A 17910-nucleotide genomic window follows, 5' to 3' on the forward strand; every position below is an offset into this window, starting at 1 on the left:
AAACGCGATAAATAGGTAAGTGGAAGTCAGGAAACAATCTGAGCACAAGCGAGATTGAGAATATTCTTTAATCCAAGCTAAAAGAGGGACTATAATTTTATTGAATTATAAATGTAGAAGTTGTTTATGTCTGATGATTTTTTATCCGAAGAAGATAAAGTGCTATTTCGTAAAATGGCAGGGATAGTAAAACCGCTGCAACCGAATAAAAAAATTAATACCAGTGCAGAAAAACTACGCATACCTGCACCCAAAGTGCAAAAATTAGCTGACACAAAAACCGATCATGGCATTTATTTATCGGATTACTACATTAATGAAGTACAGGCAGATACCTTGCTTTCTTACTGCAGTCACAGTATTCCTGGTAAAAGATTTCGCGAACTAAAAAACGGCCAAATTAAATGGGATTCACGTTTAGATCTGCATGGTTTAAAACCTGAGACTGCTAGAGAAACATTAATTAATTTTATTATTAAACAACATTCTCTGGCGCATCGTTGCTTGTTAATTATTCATGGAAAAGGCAGTCATAACGGCGAAACCCCTGTTCTTAAAAACCTGGTAAATCATTGGCTGCGTCAATTTCCTCATGTTTTAGCCTTTCACAGCGCATTAGGGCGTGATGGAGGTAGTGGCGCATTGTATGTACTATTGAAACGACGGAGGGAAGATAAATAATAAGCAACAAGAACGGCATATAAGGGATTGTTGTATTTTTGGATTGAATTTATCCTTATAAACCCTTACCATTTGCACAAAATTTTGAATGATTGAATCATGAGTAAAAAAGCGATTATTATCGGCATTTCCGGTCCCTCAGCATCGGGCAAAAGTCTTTTAGCCAATACCATTGTTAATGAATTAGGTTCTGAGCAGGTCGTAGTGATATCAGAGGATGCTTACTACAAGGACAATAGTCATTTACCCTTTGCAGAGCGGGAAAAAATTAATTATGATCATCCTGATGCCTTTGATCATGCACTATTATGTGAGCATTTACGCAATTTGCAACAGGGAAGAGCTGTTGATATTCCAATCTACTCACACTCCAAACACATCCGTCTGCCGGAAACACGTCACATTGGTCAGCATGCCATTATTGTTCTGGAGGGAATTCTTCTATTTAGCGACAAAGCACTAAGGGAAATAATGGATATTCGTATTTTTATGTCCACCCCTTTAGATGTCTGCCTGACACGCCGTTTGAAACGTGATGTTGTTGAGCGCCATCGCTCCTTTGAATCCGTTGTGCACCAGTATGAAACGACAGTAAGACCCATGTATTTTCAATTCATTGAACCATCCAGTCGCTATGCAGACATTATTGTACCCCGTGGTGGCGAGAATCGCATTGCTATTGATATGATTCAGGCAAAAATGCGTGAATTACTTGCAACACATAAAAATGATTTGACCACAGCGGACAAAGTGTAGCTCATAACACGTCAATTAGAGGAGAGTAATGTGGGATTTTTAACTGGAAAAAAAGCATTAATCGTTGGTCTTGCAAGCAATCGCTCCATTGCCTATGGCATTGCCAAAGCCTTCCACGAACAAGGTGCAGAACTTGCCTTTACTTATCAAAATGAAAAGCTGCAAAGTCGTGTCGAAACCATGGCAGCTGAATTTAGTTCAACATTAACTTTCCCTTGCGACGTTGCAAATGATGTGGAAATCCAGGCAGCATTTGAACAATTAAATCGTCATTGGGATAAACTGGATATTCTGATACATTCCGTTGCTTTTGCCCCAGCTGATCAAATCAGTGGTGATTTTGTTGAACATGTGAATCGCGACGGTTTTCGCATTGCCCACGACATTAGTGCCTATAGCTTGATTGCTTTAGCAAAGGCAGCACAACCCATGATGCAAGACACTCAGGGCGCTATTTTAACATTAAGTTATTATGGCGCTGAAAAGGCAGTTCCCAACTATAATGTGATGGGCATTGCCAAAGCTAGTCTGGAGGCCTCTGTACGCTATCTGGCAGCGAGTCTGGGTCCAAAAGGCACTCGCGTAAATGCTATCTCTGCAGGTCCTATTAAAACACTGGCAGCCGCAGGCATTAAGGATTTTCGCAAAATGCAGTCAGTCTATGCCAATACTACTCCTTTAAAGCGTAATATTACTGCAGAAGAAGTGGGTAATGCTGCTGCCTTTTTATGCTCTGACCTTGCTTCAGGAATTACAGCAGAGGTTGTGCACGTGGATGCCGGTTATCATGCGGTTTCTATGACTGATCTTGAATAAATAGGAATTCATAATTAGTATCCGGATGTTCGCTAAGCGGGGATCCGGATACTCTCTTCTTGTTAGTTCGACGAAGAAACAGGTTTACTCTCTTCTGAAGAAGAACACTCTGAGGATGTCATTTCTTCAACCACCAGGTCCATCAGTTTATGAGCAATTATTTCGTCCCCTTTACCACGCCTGGAAAATCTCATTGACACATGCTCAATTAAACTTTTATTAAAAAACAGCTCGGTATAATTTTTATAGGAAAATTGACGGGGCCGATTTAAAACAAACTCTAGCGATAGATGCTTCATGGCTTTAAGAATAAGTAATTTTGCATTTTTAACCAATTCTTTTTTCATCGCCATGGTAAAATCAGCACCCAATAAGTTTGCAGCGTCAGGGACTGCGATAAGAATATAATCTTCCGGGTGGGGCTGCTTATTAATCAGATCAATAACCCTGCGCTTTAAAAACAACTCCTTGGCATCTATTTTACTCTGACAGAATCGCTTTTGTTGGCTGGCCCATCCCATTCCATCATTGGCTTTTCGTTCTATCACCGTTAGTTTACCATTACGTATAACGATGCCATCAAATTGTTGGCTTGTATTATTAACAGGATCGACTACTATAAATTCTTTGTAGATACTAACGGCAAGCAGCTTGCAAAAATCACGTTTATTTTTATTATGAGGGCCTAAGGCACTGCGTGTAGGCTCCAGTATTAATTGCGTAATATCAGCAATAGTTTTTTCTTGAGATTCCGTAGCACTCACTACATCAACCTGCCCTGCTTCCGATTGCACCTTTGTTGGTAAATCCTGGGGCATGCCTTCGTTATGCAGCAAACAGTCTGTAAGGGAATGTAAACTTTCTTCTTCATCAGAATCATCATCCAACAGTTCAACTCGCCCCTCAACCGAGTGGTCTGATAATTCATTATCCAGCACTTTCTTACCCCAACTCTTAGTCGCTGATTCCTCTGCAGTAGAAGTTCTATTATTTAGCAGATGACAATGAAAATGAAATGCCACACCCACTCTAAATCCAGATAACTGATTTAACCAGGTTTGAAGTTCTCGTTGGGCCTGCTCATCACTTTGCAGATTATCCATCATTAAATCACGAAGTTGTTGAGCTGCTTGCAGAACCTCGGCCTGCTTGACATTCAGCCTATCCCATTGTCCCTGGCTCGCTAAACGCAGATTATCAAGATAAAGAGCAATCTTTGTAGTGGCATACCTTATTTGTTGCAAACAAGTTTTCAGGATTAATGATTTTTTCTCATCATAATGATTAATTAATTCCATACGAAAATCCCTGTATTTTTTCAGCAAACTCTGTGAGATTTCTTGCTCTCTATTGTCGCTGATAAGCTGGGAAGCTTCATCAATGAATGACTGATAATAAGAATTAAATTCATTAGATGCATGACGTTGACAATGCTCTTTAAGAGCATCCGAAGTTAAAGCGGACACTGGTGATTGTTTTTGCAGATAACCACGATAGTCCAATAGCGCATAATGATAAGCTTTGGCAAGATCACCGTTGGGAGCATGCTGAGGCTCTACATCTGAGGGAATATCTTCCTCTTCCATAAGCGCTGCTTTCTTATTTTCCCCAATATGTTTCAGCGCCTCTAATTGTTGATTCAGAGAGGGAATTTCAGGGAAAGTTGCCGTTTCAATGGGGGTTGATGGAATACATCTTTCGATAATACCGAGAGCAGTTAATACCAAATCCATATTTTTTATTAATGCCTGTGGATCTTTCAACGCAGGAATTTTTTCATTAATCAATAGAATTTCTTCAATTGCAGCCTTTAAAAGTGACATAAGTGCTTTTTTTTCTGCCAGTTTTTCTGCCCTGCAAATGGCATAATACATTTTTTGAAATTGATCTCTTCTTTTCTCAAACACTGCAGAATCTAATCCAGCTAATGCTTTCTCAAGTTGCAATTTTTCCAAAACCTCTGATTGCAAGGCTTCTAAACCATCAAACTGCAAAACATAATTCCAATCATTCCTTGCTGAAGGCTCCAAAATTTTAATTGGATACCCCGCATTTTCATAAGCCTCCTTCGCGATATTAAAGGCCCGATTAGATTTGGCATGTTTACCATCATTATCCTTGAGTAAAACCACGATACAATTGGGTGGGAAATGAGTTTGCACATAACCCAGGGTTTGAGTGAGCCTGTCTACACCTAATCCTGCTAAAATACTAAAACGGTTACTTAATTCTGGTATGGCAGCAATACTAGCGGCAGTTTCAACTCCTTCGGCGATAAACACCATTCTTAAGTCATGCGTCATTTGCAGGACAGCCGCATCTTTGGAGTGGAATTTTGAATAACTGCCTAGATAGCCTTTGGCATAGAATTTGGGATTAGTCGCTTTAGTTGCTTTTTCTCCATGGCTATTCACCTGAATGAAGTGAATACCAACCATAGCATTCTTAAAATCATAGACCGGGATTAATACGTAGTCCTTGTGAGGAGGGTTTTGGTCATAAGCTTTTAGCCCAATCTCTCCCTGATAACTGCGAATATTCATTAGTTCAAGAGACGCTGCAGGAATTTTTCTGGTCTTCACCATGTAGGTCTCGGCAAGGGTACCCTGAATAGGCTCACTTCGTTGCCAAATCTCATTTGCCCTTGCAGCGTTTAATTGATTAGAATCAAGCACCGAGAGACTTTTCCGTGCGCTCATTCCTTTTTCTTTCATTTTTGCTCCAGTTAAAATTAATACATGCAGGTCATTATCTAATCAATATGGTTATATATAAAATATTTTATTTGTATGCCAGGTATAAAAAGAATGTATGCTAAAATCAAAAAGCAGACTTTAGGGTGAGAGAAAAGTGACTTCCTTCAAAAAAATCAATTTAAATTTAATGCTGCATTTAGACGCTTTACTCAAAGAAAAAAACGTCAGTGCTGCTGCCGCCAAGGTTTTTATTAGTCAGCCTGCAATGAGTTCTTCTTTAAAGCAACTTAGAGATCTGTTTCAGGATCCTCTGTTAATTCCCGGGAAGGGGCAATACCTTCTTTCTTCCAAAGCGAAGGAATTACAGCCTCAATTAGAAGAGGTTATGTTAAGTTTAAGTAACATTCTGCAACCCAAAGAAAAATTTGACCCTTTTACATCTAGAAGAACATTTAAAATTGCTTTACCCGATTATGTAGAGTTAATTCTTCTTCCTGCATTAATGACTTCCCTTGAACAATATTCTTACATGGTTGTTGAAACAACCATCAGAGCAATGGCCGATGATCCCTTGTTGTTTATTGAGAATAATGTGGATGTGGCAATAGGCGCTATTGATGAAGATACCCTGTCTCCACACCTCCAGACCGAAAAATTGTATGAAGAAGAAATAATCTGCTTTGCCAGCAAGAAGAATGCTATTATTAAAAAACCTTTATCACTGAAAGATTATTTAACCAATAAACACATTGCTTTTAGTTTTAATGAAGAGCGATTCAGCCACTCAGCAGACTATTTGCTAAAAAGAAAGATGATCCGTAATGACGTATTTTTTGTAAACAATATCCTACCCGCTATTTTTGCTGTCGCACATTCAGATACTGTCATTTCTACTGCACCAAAATTTCTAATTAATATTTTTTCTGAAAGGTTTTCGTTAGGCATGCAACCCTTACCATTTAATCTGGAGCCTACTCCCATTTACCTGGTAACCCATAGCAAGAGCCAATATGATGAAGGTGTAACCTGGTTAATCGCCTTAATACGTCACAGTATTAAGGCGTTAAAAGAACAACACCAGCTTCCTTGATTTTCTCCACATAAGTAATACATGCTCTCAGACTGCTAAGTCTACACGGTATAAATGGCTGATGGCGGCTTTATCGTTGCGCGTAATCACTGCCTCACTCATCGGTTGAGAGCTTACTGCAGCGAGATTACTCATCCACCATGGCCTTTGCTCTCCTTCCCAAATGAATAATAAATCTCCTCCTGGTAAGGTAATGGGCTTCGCTGCATGCATTAAAATCCCATCACTCTTCGGTAACAATAACATTAAACTGCCCAGCAACCAGTGAGAATCAGATACAATGGCTGATATCGAATGACGCTCTTGTTTTATCTCTTTAACAACATCTTTTAGGGGAAATTGAGCAAGATAAGGGGTGCGAAGTATCCATAAGCTTATGAAGGCCAGCTGAACTACCACACATAATCCTAAAAAACGCTTGGCATAGAGGCTGGAATAATTATATTGATCAACCAGCGTAAATAGCCAAAGTGGTGTGAGAAAAAAGAGAGGAAGCACCCAATGGGTTTTCACATTGTGAATCCCTGCACTGATAACAACCACCAGCAGAAAAGGAAGAACTATTAGGTGATAGCGCCATAAGAGTTGATTTTGAGAAGTAACTTTGCGACGCTGGTATGCAACAGGAAAAAAAAGACGAATTACAATCAATGGTATGGCAAAACAAGCGGACACTTCAAACAGCCGCACTATACCATGCCATTGACTTTTTCCTGGAATAGCTAATTTATAAGAGGAGTACAAACCGGTTTTTAGATTATTCACCAACCAGAACCAATATGGGCTTGTCAGCAACAATGCTGCAACAATTGTAATGAGAATAGGCCAATCTAACAATTTATGGCGATACTCTTTAACGGATAATGCGGTTAAAATAAGCCCTGCCAAAAATAGTAAGTAATTAAACTTTGACAAAAGCCCTATACTTACAATAAAACCAAAAATGAGTGACCAATGCCATTTGCTTGCTTGAGAGGGCTTAATCAGCCAATACCAGGTTAAACAGGCTGCCAATAAGGCTAAAATGGCATGCGTGCGGTGTGGGAGCAAATCATAGCTGATATTGGGAATTAATGTCCAGGAAAGGGTAGCGCACCATGTCAGCAATGAATCTTTTATATAGAGATGACAGATTTGATGATAAATATAGACACTAAGAAACAAAAGACTGTATTTTAAGAGAGCAATACTTAATAAACTGACTCCTAGACCCTGAAAGAGCATATATTGCAACCAGGTATAGAGCGGAGGCTGTGAAGGATACCCTGCAGATAATTTCTGAGCAAAAACAATTTGTTCTGCCTCATCCAGACCAAGTGTGGCATTACATAAAAACAAACGCGCAAGGATAAAAAAAGCTGTTAGTAAAGCAAAACACACCATCCCTTGTTGAGAGGGTGTCAAATTTGAAAACTTGAACATTTGTTTTTAAACTCATAGAAAAGTCAGATAGACTAATGGCCTTAAGCCTACCACAAGGAAATAATAAACCAAAGGATTAAAGCACGGCAGAGGAAACGCCTCTCACACACGTTACTGACATTCCTGTTGTAACCAGCATTCATCAGGACTACACACCTCAACAACTTCACAGCGCGGAATATACTGCGGTACATATACTGGTGGCGGCACATAAACTGGAGGTGGAGCAGGTACATTGATAATCACATTAGGACCCCAACCAGGATACCAGCCTCTGTCATAATACCCTCCAGGAGGATAGACATAGGGATTGCGGTGATGATGGTAATGCCTGTGCCCCCAACCAGCCTGACAAACAAAACTTAGGCTCAACGCGAGGAAAAGAAAATAGCCAATGCGGCAGGTAGTTTTCATTTTATGACTTGTACTGTATTTTAGTGCTTAAATTTTAAACGATTTATCACTCAATTAACAATCCTGCTAGAAAAATTATTTTGCTGCTTGCACCACACTGAGTTGCCTTTGAATTACTTTATTATAAGCGAAACAAAGTAATCCGGAGTTTAATAATTAATCATAAGCTGGGGGAGCTGAAGGCTCAGGATAATCATGATATCCTTCAGAAGAATTTACCGAGGGATTGATCTCTTCAACAGGTTGAACAGGTATTGATGGGAGTCGCAAGTTAAAATGTAGTTGATTGGCTCCAGTACCTACAGTAATTAAATACCCGGCCTGACCACTGCGTAAATTTCTAATTTTATCTAAAAGTGCCTGTTTTCCGTCACTATCTGAGAAAATGCGATGCAGACGAGGCGGCATTTCTTTACCAATTTGTTCATGTAAGGCAACAATGGCACATTTTACTTTAATCAGATCAAAGTTGTTTCTAATTAAATGCTGCTCCTGCTCAAGTGTCAATCCGTAACGATGGGGATCCAAAGGATCCAATGCATCCTTATTAGCCTCTTTAATCACATAATTTTGAATTTGATTGGTAATAAAGCACCCTAATGCCCCTCCTAAAAGCGACAAGCAAATCACGCCAAGCACGACAACACCTACAGGATTAGTAATACCAGCAGCTAACGCAAATGCAGCAAGAGGTGCTGAAGCAAATAGGGACGCAAATAAACCTGTAACAGCCATACTACCAATAGCACTTGATAAATTCACAACCGCTTGTAGCCAACCTTCATTAAACGAAATACGTTCCAGATTATCCAAAAGCTCTCTTAGTAAATAGTAAGCTGCAACAAAAGCTGCCGCCACAGCGATGACCATCGCTACCACCAACAGTATTAGTACAAGATCTTCCTTTTTCTTACTGGAGTGACGATGATGATTACTGACCCCAGACCATCGTCCATGGCGATGAGAAATTGAGTCCAGCATTAACCAGGTAAATAAAACATCATTATGTGGACAATAACAAGAATGATGATGCCATCTACTCTCGTGAATAATTATTGGCTGGGGAGCAAATACATAATTAAATGGGACTTGAGAGGGATAACTATTAAGGGAAGTAAAAAAGGTATTTAAAACTGCAAATACTTTAAATTTTTCTTCTTCCGCAAGTTCATGCAGTCTACTTACTGGACTATTAAGTTCGTAATTCAATTCGTGGACCATAGACCAGTAAATTTCCTGAGTATTCGGGTGAAGTTTATCTTCACTCAATTCCCTATATCTGCTGGAAATTTTTAAATATAACGTCGCCAACAGGTTATCGGTGAATTTTTTAGTCATTACTCCCCCTGGTTTAATGCCTATCGATCGTTGCCTTGCTCAATAGACTATTTACATAAAGGTCGTAATCCATCACTCCGTAGCTAGATTCAATTTGCTGAGCAATACTAGCCTGCTGTTCCTTATCCAACAATTTAAACTGGCCATTGCTGATTTTTTTCAAACGAACGATAACAAAATCGCCATTTTTTACACTGCGCCCCGTCTGACTATTCGTGCGGGCCAAACTAAAAGCCAAATCATTGACTGCTGCATCCGCTTTATCAGTATCTCTTGTAGCTTGCTCGACCTGATGCCATTGCAATTGATTGGCTTGCAATAATTTTTCTTGTGCTTCTGTATCTGCTTTTGTTGATAAGAGCGTTGTACCCAACTTTTTAGCGAGCTGTTCCGCGTTTCTTGTGGCCAGTTTCTTGGCAATATAACCCTTAACTTCAGCCAAAGGCTTTTGTGCAGCAGGGAAATGTTGATTTACACGTAAGACCACAACGCTGTCATTATCAAGCTGAATAGGTTCACTGTTATTACCCAACTCTAAAACATCATGACTAAAAGCCGCATTTACCACGTCTTTATTTCTAGTTAACTCTTCATTACCACCTCGTCGTGAGAATGGTGGTGTTTTTTCAATAGTTAACTTTAAAGTCTCTGCTACAGGCTGCAATGAATCAGGGGATTGATAACTTAAATCACTCAGCTGCTCAAGTGCTTGCGCATATTTAGCCTGGGCAAGTTCACCCATTAATTGTTCTTTTATTTCAGCCTGTACTTCTTCAAGAGGTCTTACAGTCGCAGGCTTGTAATTCAACAATTTAAAAATTACATAACCATGTGATGATTTGATGGGGGGTGAAATTTGATCTTTAGTGGTTAAACCGGCTAACGCTTTGTCAAATTCGCTATGGCCAGCAACCATCCAGGGGAGAACCCCGTTATTCATTGCAGCCAATTTGTCGTCAGATTTTGTTCTTGCCCATTCTTCAAATTGAGCAGGATTATTTTGTAAATATTGATAAGCTTCATCTGCTTTCTGCTTGATCTGTTCTTCTGCTTCAGAAGAGGCATCTTCAGGTACAGCAAAAAGAATTTGAGCCACTTGCCACTGAGCAGGTGTTAAAAAACTGCTTTGATTTTCATCATAATAACGCTTCAGCTCATCATCACTAATTTTAATGTGATCTCGTAACTGTTGCATGGATAAACGAACATATTCTATAGAGACTTTTTCCGGCGCAATAAACTCGTTCTGGTGTTTCTGATAGTAAGTATTAATGGCTTCATCAGACACCTGAATATTTTTCATGAACAAAGAGATTGGGATTTGTAAATACTCATAATCTCGCGTTTGCATATAAAGCTTTACAAAACGCTTTATTTCATTGGGTAAGGCAAAAGCACTGCCTATAAATGCAAAACGCTGCTGGTTAAGCAACATTCCTTGTCTGACTTCTTTTTGAAAGGACTCCGGAGTAAACATGGCACCACTAAGAGCTTGTTGATAGCGCTCCGCGGAAAAATGACCATCTTCCTGAAACTGAGGGATGCTAAGAATTGCCGCATTCGCCTGTTCGACACTTACTTCAAAACCGTTGGCTCTGGCAGCCTGAACAGAAACTTCATTAAGTATCATGTCTTCCAGAACTTCTTTTTTTAGTGCTTTTTCAGTAGCAGCTGTCATTTGGGCAGCATCACGTTGCTGACGAGCCCTGCGATAATTAACCTCAAAAGCCTGAGCTGAAATTGATTGCCCGTTTACCTCCACTACCCCATTTGAGACCTGATGCGATTGCATGTAATAGTCAACGCCAAAAAGTGTGAAAGTAACAGCAATAAGAATAATGACTATCCAGGCTACAAGCCCTTGTATGCGTTCGTTCAGCTTCTGCAACATGTTTGATGTTCCATAAATTGGGTAATTCGCAAAAGAAACTCAGACCCAGTTATATAACTGGTAAAAAAAACGCGCCATACGGCGCGTTAATCTGGCGGAGTGGACGGGGCTCGAACCCGCGACCCCCGGCGTGACAGGCCGGTATTCTAACCAACTGAACTACCACTCCAATTCTTGGTGGGTGCTGCAGGGATCGAACCTGCGACCCTCGCCTTGTAAGGGCGATGCTCTCCCAGCTGAGCTAAGCACCCAAAAAACTTACGCTTCTTGTACAGCCTCTTTCAGTGATTTACCAGCTTTAAACTTGGCTACTCTTGAAGCTTTGATTTCGATGGTTTCACCTGTCTGCGGATTTCTACCAGTACGCGCAGAACGATTACCAGTGGAAAAAGAACCGAAACCTGGCAATACAACTTGATCACCACTTCTTAAAGCGTCGGTCACGGTAGTCATAAAAGTATCGAGAACTCGACTAGCGTCTGCTTTAGTTACGCCTGAACCATTTGCAATAGCTTCAATCAATTCGCTCTTATTCATCTTTTCCCCTATCAGTTATTCTTTCCTTACCCGTGGCGATTAAATCAAAATCATCAGCCCCAGTCAAGCAATCACATCCTTGCATTGCCCGCCAGTAGCGGGCAACGGAGTGAAATATACCCGGTATTAATGGGCATGTAAATCCTTATTTTTAATTTTTTTTGCATTTTTGCTCGGAATTATTTCAGAGTGCCCAGAAGTTGCTTCATTTTTGACCGGACTACGCTGCAAGGCCAGTTCGAGAACTTCTTCAATTGTCTTAACTGGATGAATTGTCAACTTCCTTAGGACGTTATCAGGAATCTCTTCAAGGTCTTTACGATTTTCCTCGGGAATGATAACGTGTTTAATTCCACCACGATGTGCTGCCAATAATTTTTCCTTAAGTCCACCAATAGGAAGAACTTGCCCTCGTAGCGTAATTTCCCCTGTCATAGCCACATCTGCACGTACGGGAATTTGTGTTAATACAGAAACTAAAGCTGTACACATTCCTATACCAGCACTGGGACCATCTTTGGGAGTTGCGCCTTCGGGGACATGCACATGGAAATCATTCTTATCATAAAAGTCTTCAGACAATTCAAGAGACTTGGCGCGGCTCCTCACCACTGTCATTGCTGCATGAATAGATTCTTGCATCACTTCACCCAGCTGCCCAGTATGGGTTGTTTTACCTTTACCAGGCATCATGGAGGCTTCAATTGTCAGAAGTTCTCCACCTACACTGGTCCAGGCTAGACCTGTAACCTGCCCTACCTGATCAAACTCTTCGGCAAGACCATAACGGAATTTTTTAACACCCAAATATTTTTCAATATTATTGCGCGTTACTGTTACTTTTTTGACGCGTTTACCCGTTAAAATTTCTTTTACTACTTTACGGCAGATACTGGCAATATCCCTTTCGAGATTACGTACACCTGCCTCGCGTGTGTAGTGACGAATAATTTCACGAACAGCACTTTCAACGATATTAATTTCCTCAGGTTTCAAACCATTCAATACTAACTGCTTTGGTATCAAATAACTTTCTGCTATATGTATTTTTTCATCCTCGGTATATCCTGGCAAACGTATTACTTCCATACGGTCAAGCAACGGTGCAGGAATCTCCAACGAATTCGCTGTAGCAATAAACATCACATCGCTTAAATCATAATCGACTTCCAGATAATGATCACTGAAGGTGTGATTTTGCTCGGGATCCAGAACTTCAAGTAACGCTGAAGCAGGATCACCACGAAAATCCATTGCCATTTTATCTACCTCATCCAACATGATGAGAGGATTTTTAACACCCGCTTTACATAGTTTTTGAATTATCTTTCCTGGCATTGAACCAATATAGGTACGTCGATGCCCACGAATTTCTGCCTCATCCCGCACACCACCTAGAGCGATACGAATAAAAGTACGTCCGGTTGCATTGGCAATGGATTGGCCCAATGAGGTTTTACCCACCCCGGGAGGTCCGACCAAACATAGAATGGGACCTTTTAATCGTTTTACCCGTTGTTGCACTGCCAAGTATTCCAGAATACGTTCCTTGACTTTTTCCAGACCATAATGTTCTTTATCAAGCAAACGTTCCGCTTTACTTAAATCAAATTGAATTTTATTTTTTCTTTTCCAGGGGACTGTTAGCATCCAATCCAAATAATTGCGAATAACGGTTGCTTCAGCCGACATGGGTGACATCATTTTCAATTTATGCAGCTCAGATAGCGCTTTTTCCTTCGCTTCTTTGGGCATTCCTGCCTTATTGATTGAAGCCTCCAGTTGCTCGAGCTCATTTCCTTCCTCGCTTAAATCCCCAAGCTCTTTCTGGATCGCCTTCATTTGTTCGTTAAGATAATATTCGCGCTGGCTCTTCTCCATTTGACGCTTTACGCGACCACGCACCCGTTTTTCAACATGAAGTAGATCAATTTCTCCTTCTATTGCAGCCATTAAACGCTCAAGACGTGCGCCAACATCGAGACTCTCAAGTAATTCTTGCTTATCTTCCACTTTTAACGATAAATGAGCAGCGATGGTATCTGCCAGTCGTCCTGGCTCTTCAATAGTGGCTAAAGAACTTAATACTTCAGGCGGAATTTTTTTATTAAGTTTTATATACTGCTCAAATTGAGACATAAGAGAGCGCATCAGAATTTCAATTTCCTGCTGCTGTATCTGCTCATCAATCTCCTCAACGTCTTCCAGAGTAGCTTCCAAAAAACCTCTTTCCTGAACATATTCTTTCGCTTTTGCCCGTCGTTCACCCTCTACAAGAACTTTGACGGTACCATCAGGTAATTTAAGTAATTGCAAGACACTCGATACAGTACCAACTGTATAGATATCTTCCGGTCCGGGATCATCATGAGAAGATTTTTTTTGAGCAACCAGAAAAATCTGTTTATTATCCACCATGGATGCTTCCAGAGCTTTAATGGATTTTTCCCGGCCTACAAATAAAGGAATGACCATATGCGGATAAACAACTACATCCCGCAGCGGTAAAACAGGTAACAGTGACGTCACTTCTTCATTTTTATTTGGCATGATTTCATTTTCGCTTTCGCTAGACATAATAAGCCCTTATTTAAACGATAATCCTATGAGAAAAAGCACAGCCGCCTTAGTTGAAATTTTGTCCGCACCTTACAAAATAGAAACCTGAACTGTCCTGCAAAAGTGTAGCCAAATTTACAGAACAGTGCTGCCACATTATGTCTTATTCTCGTCCACCAGCAGCAGATTGTTTGCTTTCATCACCTTCATAGATAAGAATAGGTTTGCCAGTGTTGTTGATTACATTTTCATCAATAACCACTTTATTAACACCTTCCATTGAAGGTAATTCATACATGGTGTCTAAAAGTATATTTTCAAGAATAGCACGTAAACCACGAGCACCAATTTTTCTATCCAGAGCTTTTTTGGCAATTAAGTGCAGCGCTTCCTCGCGAAACTCAAGCTCTACACCTTCCATTTTAAATAGCGCGTGAAACTGTTTAGTCAGAGCATTTTTTGGTTTGGTGAGAATATCGATTAAGGCATCTTCATTAAGTTCATGTAGAGTAGTCACCACGGGTAAACGTCCTACAAACTCAGGAATAAGACCGTATTTAACCAAATCTTCCGATTCAAGAGCACTCAATACCTTCTCCATATCCTGGCCATCTTTCTTATTTTTCAATTGCGCAGAAAAGCCAATCCCCGATTTATCACTGCGCTCACGGATAACCTTATCAAGACCTGCAAAAGCACCACCGCAAATAAATAGAATATTTGACGTATCCACTTGCAAAAACTCTTGTTGCGGATGTTTGCGACCACCTTGTGGGGGAACAGAGGCAATGGTTCCTTCTATTAATTTAAGCAATGCCTGTTGTACTCCTTCACCAGACACATCACGCGTAATAGAGGGATTATCAGATTTACGCGAAATTTTATCAATTTCGTCAATATAAACGATCCCTTGCTGGGCTTTATCAACGTCGTAATCACATTTTTGTAATAATTTCTGGATAATATTTTCGACGTCTTCACCCACATAACCCGCTTCGGTTAATGTGGTGGCATCAGCCATGGCAAAAGGTACATTTAAAATTCTGGCCAGTGTTTGTGCCAGCAAGGTTTTACCACTACCTGTAGGCCCAATAAGTAAAATATTGCTTTTACCCAGTTCGATGCCATCCTCAGTTTTATGGTGCAACCGTTTATAATGGTTATATACAGCCACAGACAACACTTTTTTTGCGTAAGGCTGTCCAATCACATATTCATCTAAAAAATTGGCGATTTCTTTAGGTGTAGGTAAACGGGTCTCAGCTTCCTCCTGGGTTTCCTGAGTTTCTTCACGAATAATGTCATTACAAAGCTCAACACATTCATCGCAAACAAATACAGAAGGACCTGCAATTAATTTTTTTACCTCATGCTGGCTCTTTCCACAGAACGAACAATACAAGATTTTATCACCATCGCCGTTACCGGTTTTACTCATCTACAAACCCCTTTCTTACTGTTACCAAAAAAATTGGTAATCTGGAAGATTTGTCCTTAAAGTCTTCAAGATATTAATGGAGAAAATTTAGCTGGAACAGGAACTGACTCAATAGTATAGCCTACTTGTTTCGACTATCCTTGCTCCAATTTTTTCATTTTCCCTGTTATTGCAACTTAAGCACAAGCCTTAGTAAAATTTTAGACAATTGAAAAAATAACACCAAATAAAAACTGCCAGTTATCGAGAAAATAACTGGCGAGGTAAATTTATTTGAATTCAGCTAATGTATCGCGGCTGGAAAGAACCTTATCCACCAAACCATATTCAACAGCCTGTTGGGCACTCATAAAATTATCTCGCTCTGTATCGCGCATGATTTGATCAGGCGTTTTTTTAGTATGAGTTGCCATAATGTTATTAAGACGTTCACGAACCGCCAAAGTCTCACGCGCATGAATCTCAATATCAGTAGCCTGCCCTCGATAACCTCCTAAGGGTTGATGAATCATCACTCGAGAATTTGGCAGGCAGAAACGCTTACCTTCTGCGCCAGCACAAAGCAAAAGTGCTGCTGCACTTGCTGCCTGACCAATACATAAGGTACTCACATCCGGCTTGATAAATTGCATTGTATCATAAATAGCCAAGCCTGCTGTTACTACGCCTCCTGGGGAGTTAATGTAGAGCGAGATATCCTTATCCGGGTTTTCTGACTCTAAAAATAATAGCTGCGCTACAACCAGATTAGCCATGTGATCTTCAACTTCACCCAGCAAAAAAATGATACGTTCTTTCAAAAGCCTTGAGTAAATGTCATAAGAGCGTTCACCACGGGAGGTTTGCTCAATAACCATAGGCACCAAACCGCTGGCATTTCTTATCAAGTTCTCTGAATAGGCTGCCATACTCTACGCTCCCTCTTTTTCGGTCTCTTTCTTAGGATTCATTACATCCTCATAATTCATTTTTTTATCAACCAGTGTGGCGTTTTCGCTGATTTTCTCAGCAACCATTTCTTCCATCACCAACGCTTCGATTTCACCGAGACGTTCTTTACTGCTTTGATACCAGGAACGGAGCTCTTCCGGTTTTTCGTAAGCACTGGCGAATTTATCAATCATAGCATCCACTCGGGCTTTATCCGCTACAAGTTCATGCTTCTTAACGTATTCAGAAAAGAGTAATCCCAAATGCACACGACGCTTGGCTTGTTCTTCAAATAATTCCCGCGGGAAATCAGGGATTTGTTCATTATCTGAATGTTCATGACCAAAAAGTCGATGATACATTTCATGCTTCAAATGCCCTATTTCTTGCTCAACGAGAGAGTTCGGCAAATCAAATGGATTCACAGCCAACAATTTATCAAAAATTTTCTCGCGATTCATAGCGCTAACACGACGTTCTAATTCGCGCTCCATGTTTTCCCTGATATCTTTCTTCAACGCCTCAATGCCACCTTCCTTAATATTAAATTTTTCCGCAAAAGCATCATCCAATTCGGGTAATTTGCCTTCCAACACTTTTTGTACAGTGATTTTGAAGGTTGCTTCTTTGCCAGCTAAATCCTTATGACCATAATCCTCAGGGAAAGTAACCTTAATTTCAAAAGGCTTGCCCTGTTTAGCACCTACCAATCCCTCTTCAAAACCTGGAATCATGGCGCCCGAGCCAACAACAATTTCATACCCTTCAGCGCTACCACCTTCAAAAGCCTTGTCGTCCAGGAAGCCCTGGAAATCAATAACAGCCTTATCACCATTAGCCACAGCACGTGAAACTTCTGACCATTCTTTAGCCTGCTCACGTAATTTTTCAATCATCGCATCAACATCTTTATCAGTGACTTGAGCCTTAATCACTTCAACTTCATCATTATCAAGTTCAACGACATTAATTTCAGGAAATACTTCAAAGACAGCGCTATAAACAAAATCTTTACCAGATTCAACTTGCTCGGGTTCTACTCGTGGTGAGCCAGCTGGTACTAATTTTTTATCTTGCAGTGCTTCATATAACGTAGACTGCACCATTTCTCTGGCAACATCTTCGCGAACACTCTCAGAAAAACGACTTTTAACCACATGCATGGGCACTTTGCCAGGACGAAAACCATCAACCTTTACTTTGCGAGCAAGACTTTTGAGACGCAGGCTCACCTCTTCCTCTACTTTTTCGGTCGGTACCGAAACTGTTACTTTACGTTCCAAACCTTTCAAGGTCTCAACAGAAACTTGCATCTAAGTCACCTCTTGGAAATTGTCATGAA

General features: G+C 40.4%; 14 protein-coding genes and 2 tRNA genes. 4 read left to right on the forward strand and 12 right to left on the reverse strand.

The annotated features are described in order from the left end of the window. Positions 1-126: 126 nt before the first annotated feature. The 3 genes from clem_RS11125 to clem_RS11135 all read left to right on the forward strand — a co-directional run bounded on the left by clem_RS11125 (position 127) and on the right by clem_RS11135 (position 2253). The gene (locus clem_RS11125; protein ID WP_094091627.1) at positions 127-681 is read left to right on the forward strand and encodes a Smr/MutS family protein; all 555 of its coding nucleotides are present in this window, start codon (positions 127-129) and stop codon (positions 679-681) included. 99 nt (positions 682-780) lie between these two features. Beyond that, entirely contained in the window at positions 781-1437 is a 657-nt protein-coding gene (gene udk / locus clem_RS11130; RefSeq protein ID WP_094091628.1) for a uridine kinase, read from the forward strand. A 30-nt stretch (positions 1438-1467) separates the two neighbouring features. Continuing rightward, positions 1468-2253, forward strand: a complete 786-nt coding sequence (locus clem_RS11135; RefSeq protein WP_094091629.1) for an enoyl-ACP reductase FabI — start codon at positions 1468-1470, stop codon at positions 2251-2253. Between the two features lie 62 nt (positions 2254-2315). Here the strand turns inward: clem_RS11135 and clem_RS11140 are convergent, their stop codons facing one another. After that, entirely contained in the window at positions 2316-4967 is a 2652-nt protein-coding gene (locus clem_RS11140) for a toprim domain-containing protein (protein WP_094091630.1), read from the reverse strand. A gap of 136 nt (positions 4968-5103) precedes the next feature. Here clem_RS11140 and lelA point away from each other — a divergent pair, with 136 nt between their 5' ends. Next, positions 5104-6039: a LysR family transcriptional regulator LelA gene (gene lelA, locus clem_RS11145; protein ID WP_232505461.1), complete on the forward strand. Its 936-nt coding sequence runs from the start codon at positions 5104-5106 to the stop codon at positions 6037-6039. Between the two features lie 27 nt (positions 6040-6066). Here lelA and clem_RS11150 read toward each other — a convergent pair whose 3' ends face one another. The 11 genes from clem_RS11150 to tig form a co-directional block, all read right to left on the reverse strand. Next, positions 6067-7461, reverse strand: a complete 1395-nt coding sequence (locus tag clem_RS11150; protein WP_094091631.1) for a glycosyltransferase family 39 protein — start codon at positions 7459-7461, stop codon at positions 6067-6069. 111 nt (positions 7462-7572) lie between these two features. Then, positions 7573-7875, reverse strand: coding sequence for a hypothetical protein (locus tag clem_RS11155; RefSeq protein WP_094091632.1), 303 nt, complete (start codon positions 7873-7875; stop codon positions 7573-7575). 156 nt (positions 7876-8031) lie between these two features. Further along, positions 8032-9213, reverse strand: coding sequence for a hypothetical protein (locus clem_RS11160; protein ID WP_094091633.1), 1182 nt, complete (start codon positions 9211-9213; stop codon positions 8032-8034). Positions 9214-9226: 13 nt separating this feature from the next. Further along, positions 9227-11104, reverse strand: a complete 1878-nt coding sequence (locus clem_RS11165; RefSeq protein ID WP_094091634.1) for a SurA N-terminal domain-containing protein — start codon at positions 11102-11104, stop codon at positions 9227-9229. 92 nt (positions 11105-11196) lie between these two features. Continuing rightward, positions 11197-11273: transfer RNA gene (locus clem_RS11170), tRNA-Asp, on the reverse strand. A 6-nt stretch (positions 11274-11279) separates the two neighbouring features. Beyond that, positions 11280-11355, reverse strand: a tRNA-Val gene (locus tag clem_RS11175). Positions 11356-11362: 7 nt separating this feature from the next. Continuing rightward, positions 11363-11641, reverse strand: coding sequence for an HU family DNA-binding protein (locus clem_RS11180; RefSeq protein WP_045105272.1), 279 nt, complete (start codon positions 11639-11641; stop codon positions 11363-11365). Between the two features lie 126 nt (positions 11642-11767). Continuing rightward, on the reverse strand, positions 11768-14218 hold the full coding sequence (gene lon / locus clem_RS11185) for an endopeptidase La (RefSeq protein ID WP_094091635.1): 2451 nt from the start codon (positions 14216-14218) through the stop codon (positions 11768-11770). Between the two features lie 145 nt (positions 14219-14363). After that, the gene (gene clpX / locus clem_RS11190) at positions 14364-15638 is read right to left on the reverse strand and encodes an ATP-dependent Clp protease ATP-binding subunit ClpX (RefSeq protein WP_094091636.1); all 1275 of its coding nucleotides are present in this window, start codon (positions 15636-15638) and stop codon (positions 14364-14366) included. 269 nt (positions 15639-15907) lie between these two features. Continuing rightward, positions 15908-16546 carry an ATP-dependent Clp endopeptidase proteolytic subunit ClpP gene (clpP, locus tag clem_RS11195; protein WP_094091637.1) on the reverse strand — a complete coding sequence of 213 codons (639 nt, stop codon included), beginning with the start codon at positions 16544-16546 and terminating at the stop codon, positions 15908-15910. A gap of 3 nt (positions 16547-16549) precedes the next feature. Then, positions 16550-17881, reverse strand: a complete 1332-nt coding sequence (tig, locus tag clem_RS11200) for a trigger factor (RefSeq protein ID WP_094091638.1) — start codon at positions 17879-17881, stop codon at positions 16550-16552. Positions 17882-17910: the final 29 nt, after the last annotated feature.

The organism is Legionella clemsonensis, from assembly GCF_002240035.1.
Lineage (GTDB): Bacteria > Pseudomonadota > Gammaproteobacteria > Legionellales > Legionellaceae > Tatlockia > Tatlockia clemsonensis.

What these genes read in the sequence shown, in the direction of transcription:
- clem_RS11125 (WP_094091627.1), top strand. Translation starts at nt 127, where the DNA reads ATGTCTGATGATTTTTTATCCGAAGAAGATAAAGTGCTATTTCGTAAA.
- udk (WP_094091628.1), top strand. Translation starts at nt 781, where the DNA reads ATGAGTAAAAAAGCGATTATTATCGGCATTTCCGGTCCCTCAGCATCG.
- clem_RS11140 (WP_094091630.1), bottom strand. Translation starts at nt 4,967, where the DNA reads ATGAAAGAAAAAGGAATGAGCGCACGGAAAAGTCTCTCGGTGCTTGAT.
- clem_RS11150 (WP_094091631.1), bottom strand. Translation starts at nt 7,461, where the DNA reads ATGTTCAAGTTTTCAAATTTGACACCCTCTCAACAAGGGATGGTGTGT.
- clem_RS11155 (WP_094091632.1), bottom strand. Translation starts at nt 7,875, where the DNA reads ATGAAAACTACCTGCCGCATTGGCTATTTTCTTTTCCTCGCGTTGAGC.
- clem_RS11160 (WP_094091633.1), bottom strand. Translation starts at nt 9,213, where the DNA reads ATGACTAAAAAATTCACCGATAACCTGTTGGCGACGTTATATTTAAAA.
- clem_RS11165 (WP_094091634.1), bottom strand. Translation starts at nt 11,104, where the DNA reads ATGTTGCAGAAGCTGAACGAACGCATACAAGGGCTTGTAGCCTGGATA.
- clem_RS11180 (WP_045105272.1), bottom strand. Translation starts at nt 11,641, where the DNA reads ATGAATAAGAGCGAATTGATTGAAGCTATTGCAAATGGTTCAGGCGTA.
- lon (WP_094091635.1), bottom strand. Translation starts at nt 14,218, where the DNA reads ATGTCTAGCGAAAGCGAAAATGAAATCATGCCAAATAAAAATGAAGAA.
- clpX (WP_094091636.1), bottom strand. Translation starts at nt 15,638, where the DNA reads ATGAGTAAAACCGGTAACGGCGATGGTGATAAAATCTTGTATTGTTCG.
- clpP (WP_094091637.1), bottom strand. Translation starts at nt 16,546, where the DNA reads ATGGCAGCCTATTCAGAGAACTTGATAAGAAATGCCAGCGGTTTGGTG.
- tig (WP_094091638.1), bottom strand. Translation starts at nt 17,881, where the DNA reads ATGCAAGTTTCTGTTGAGACCTTGAAAGGTTTGGAACGTAAAGTAACA.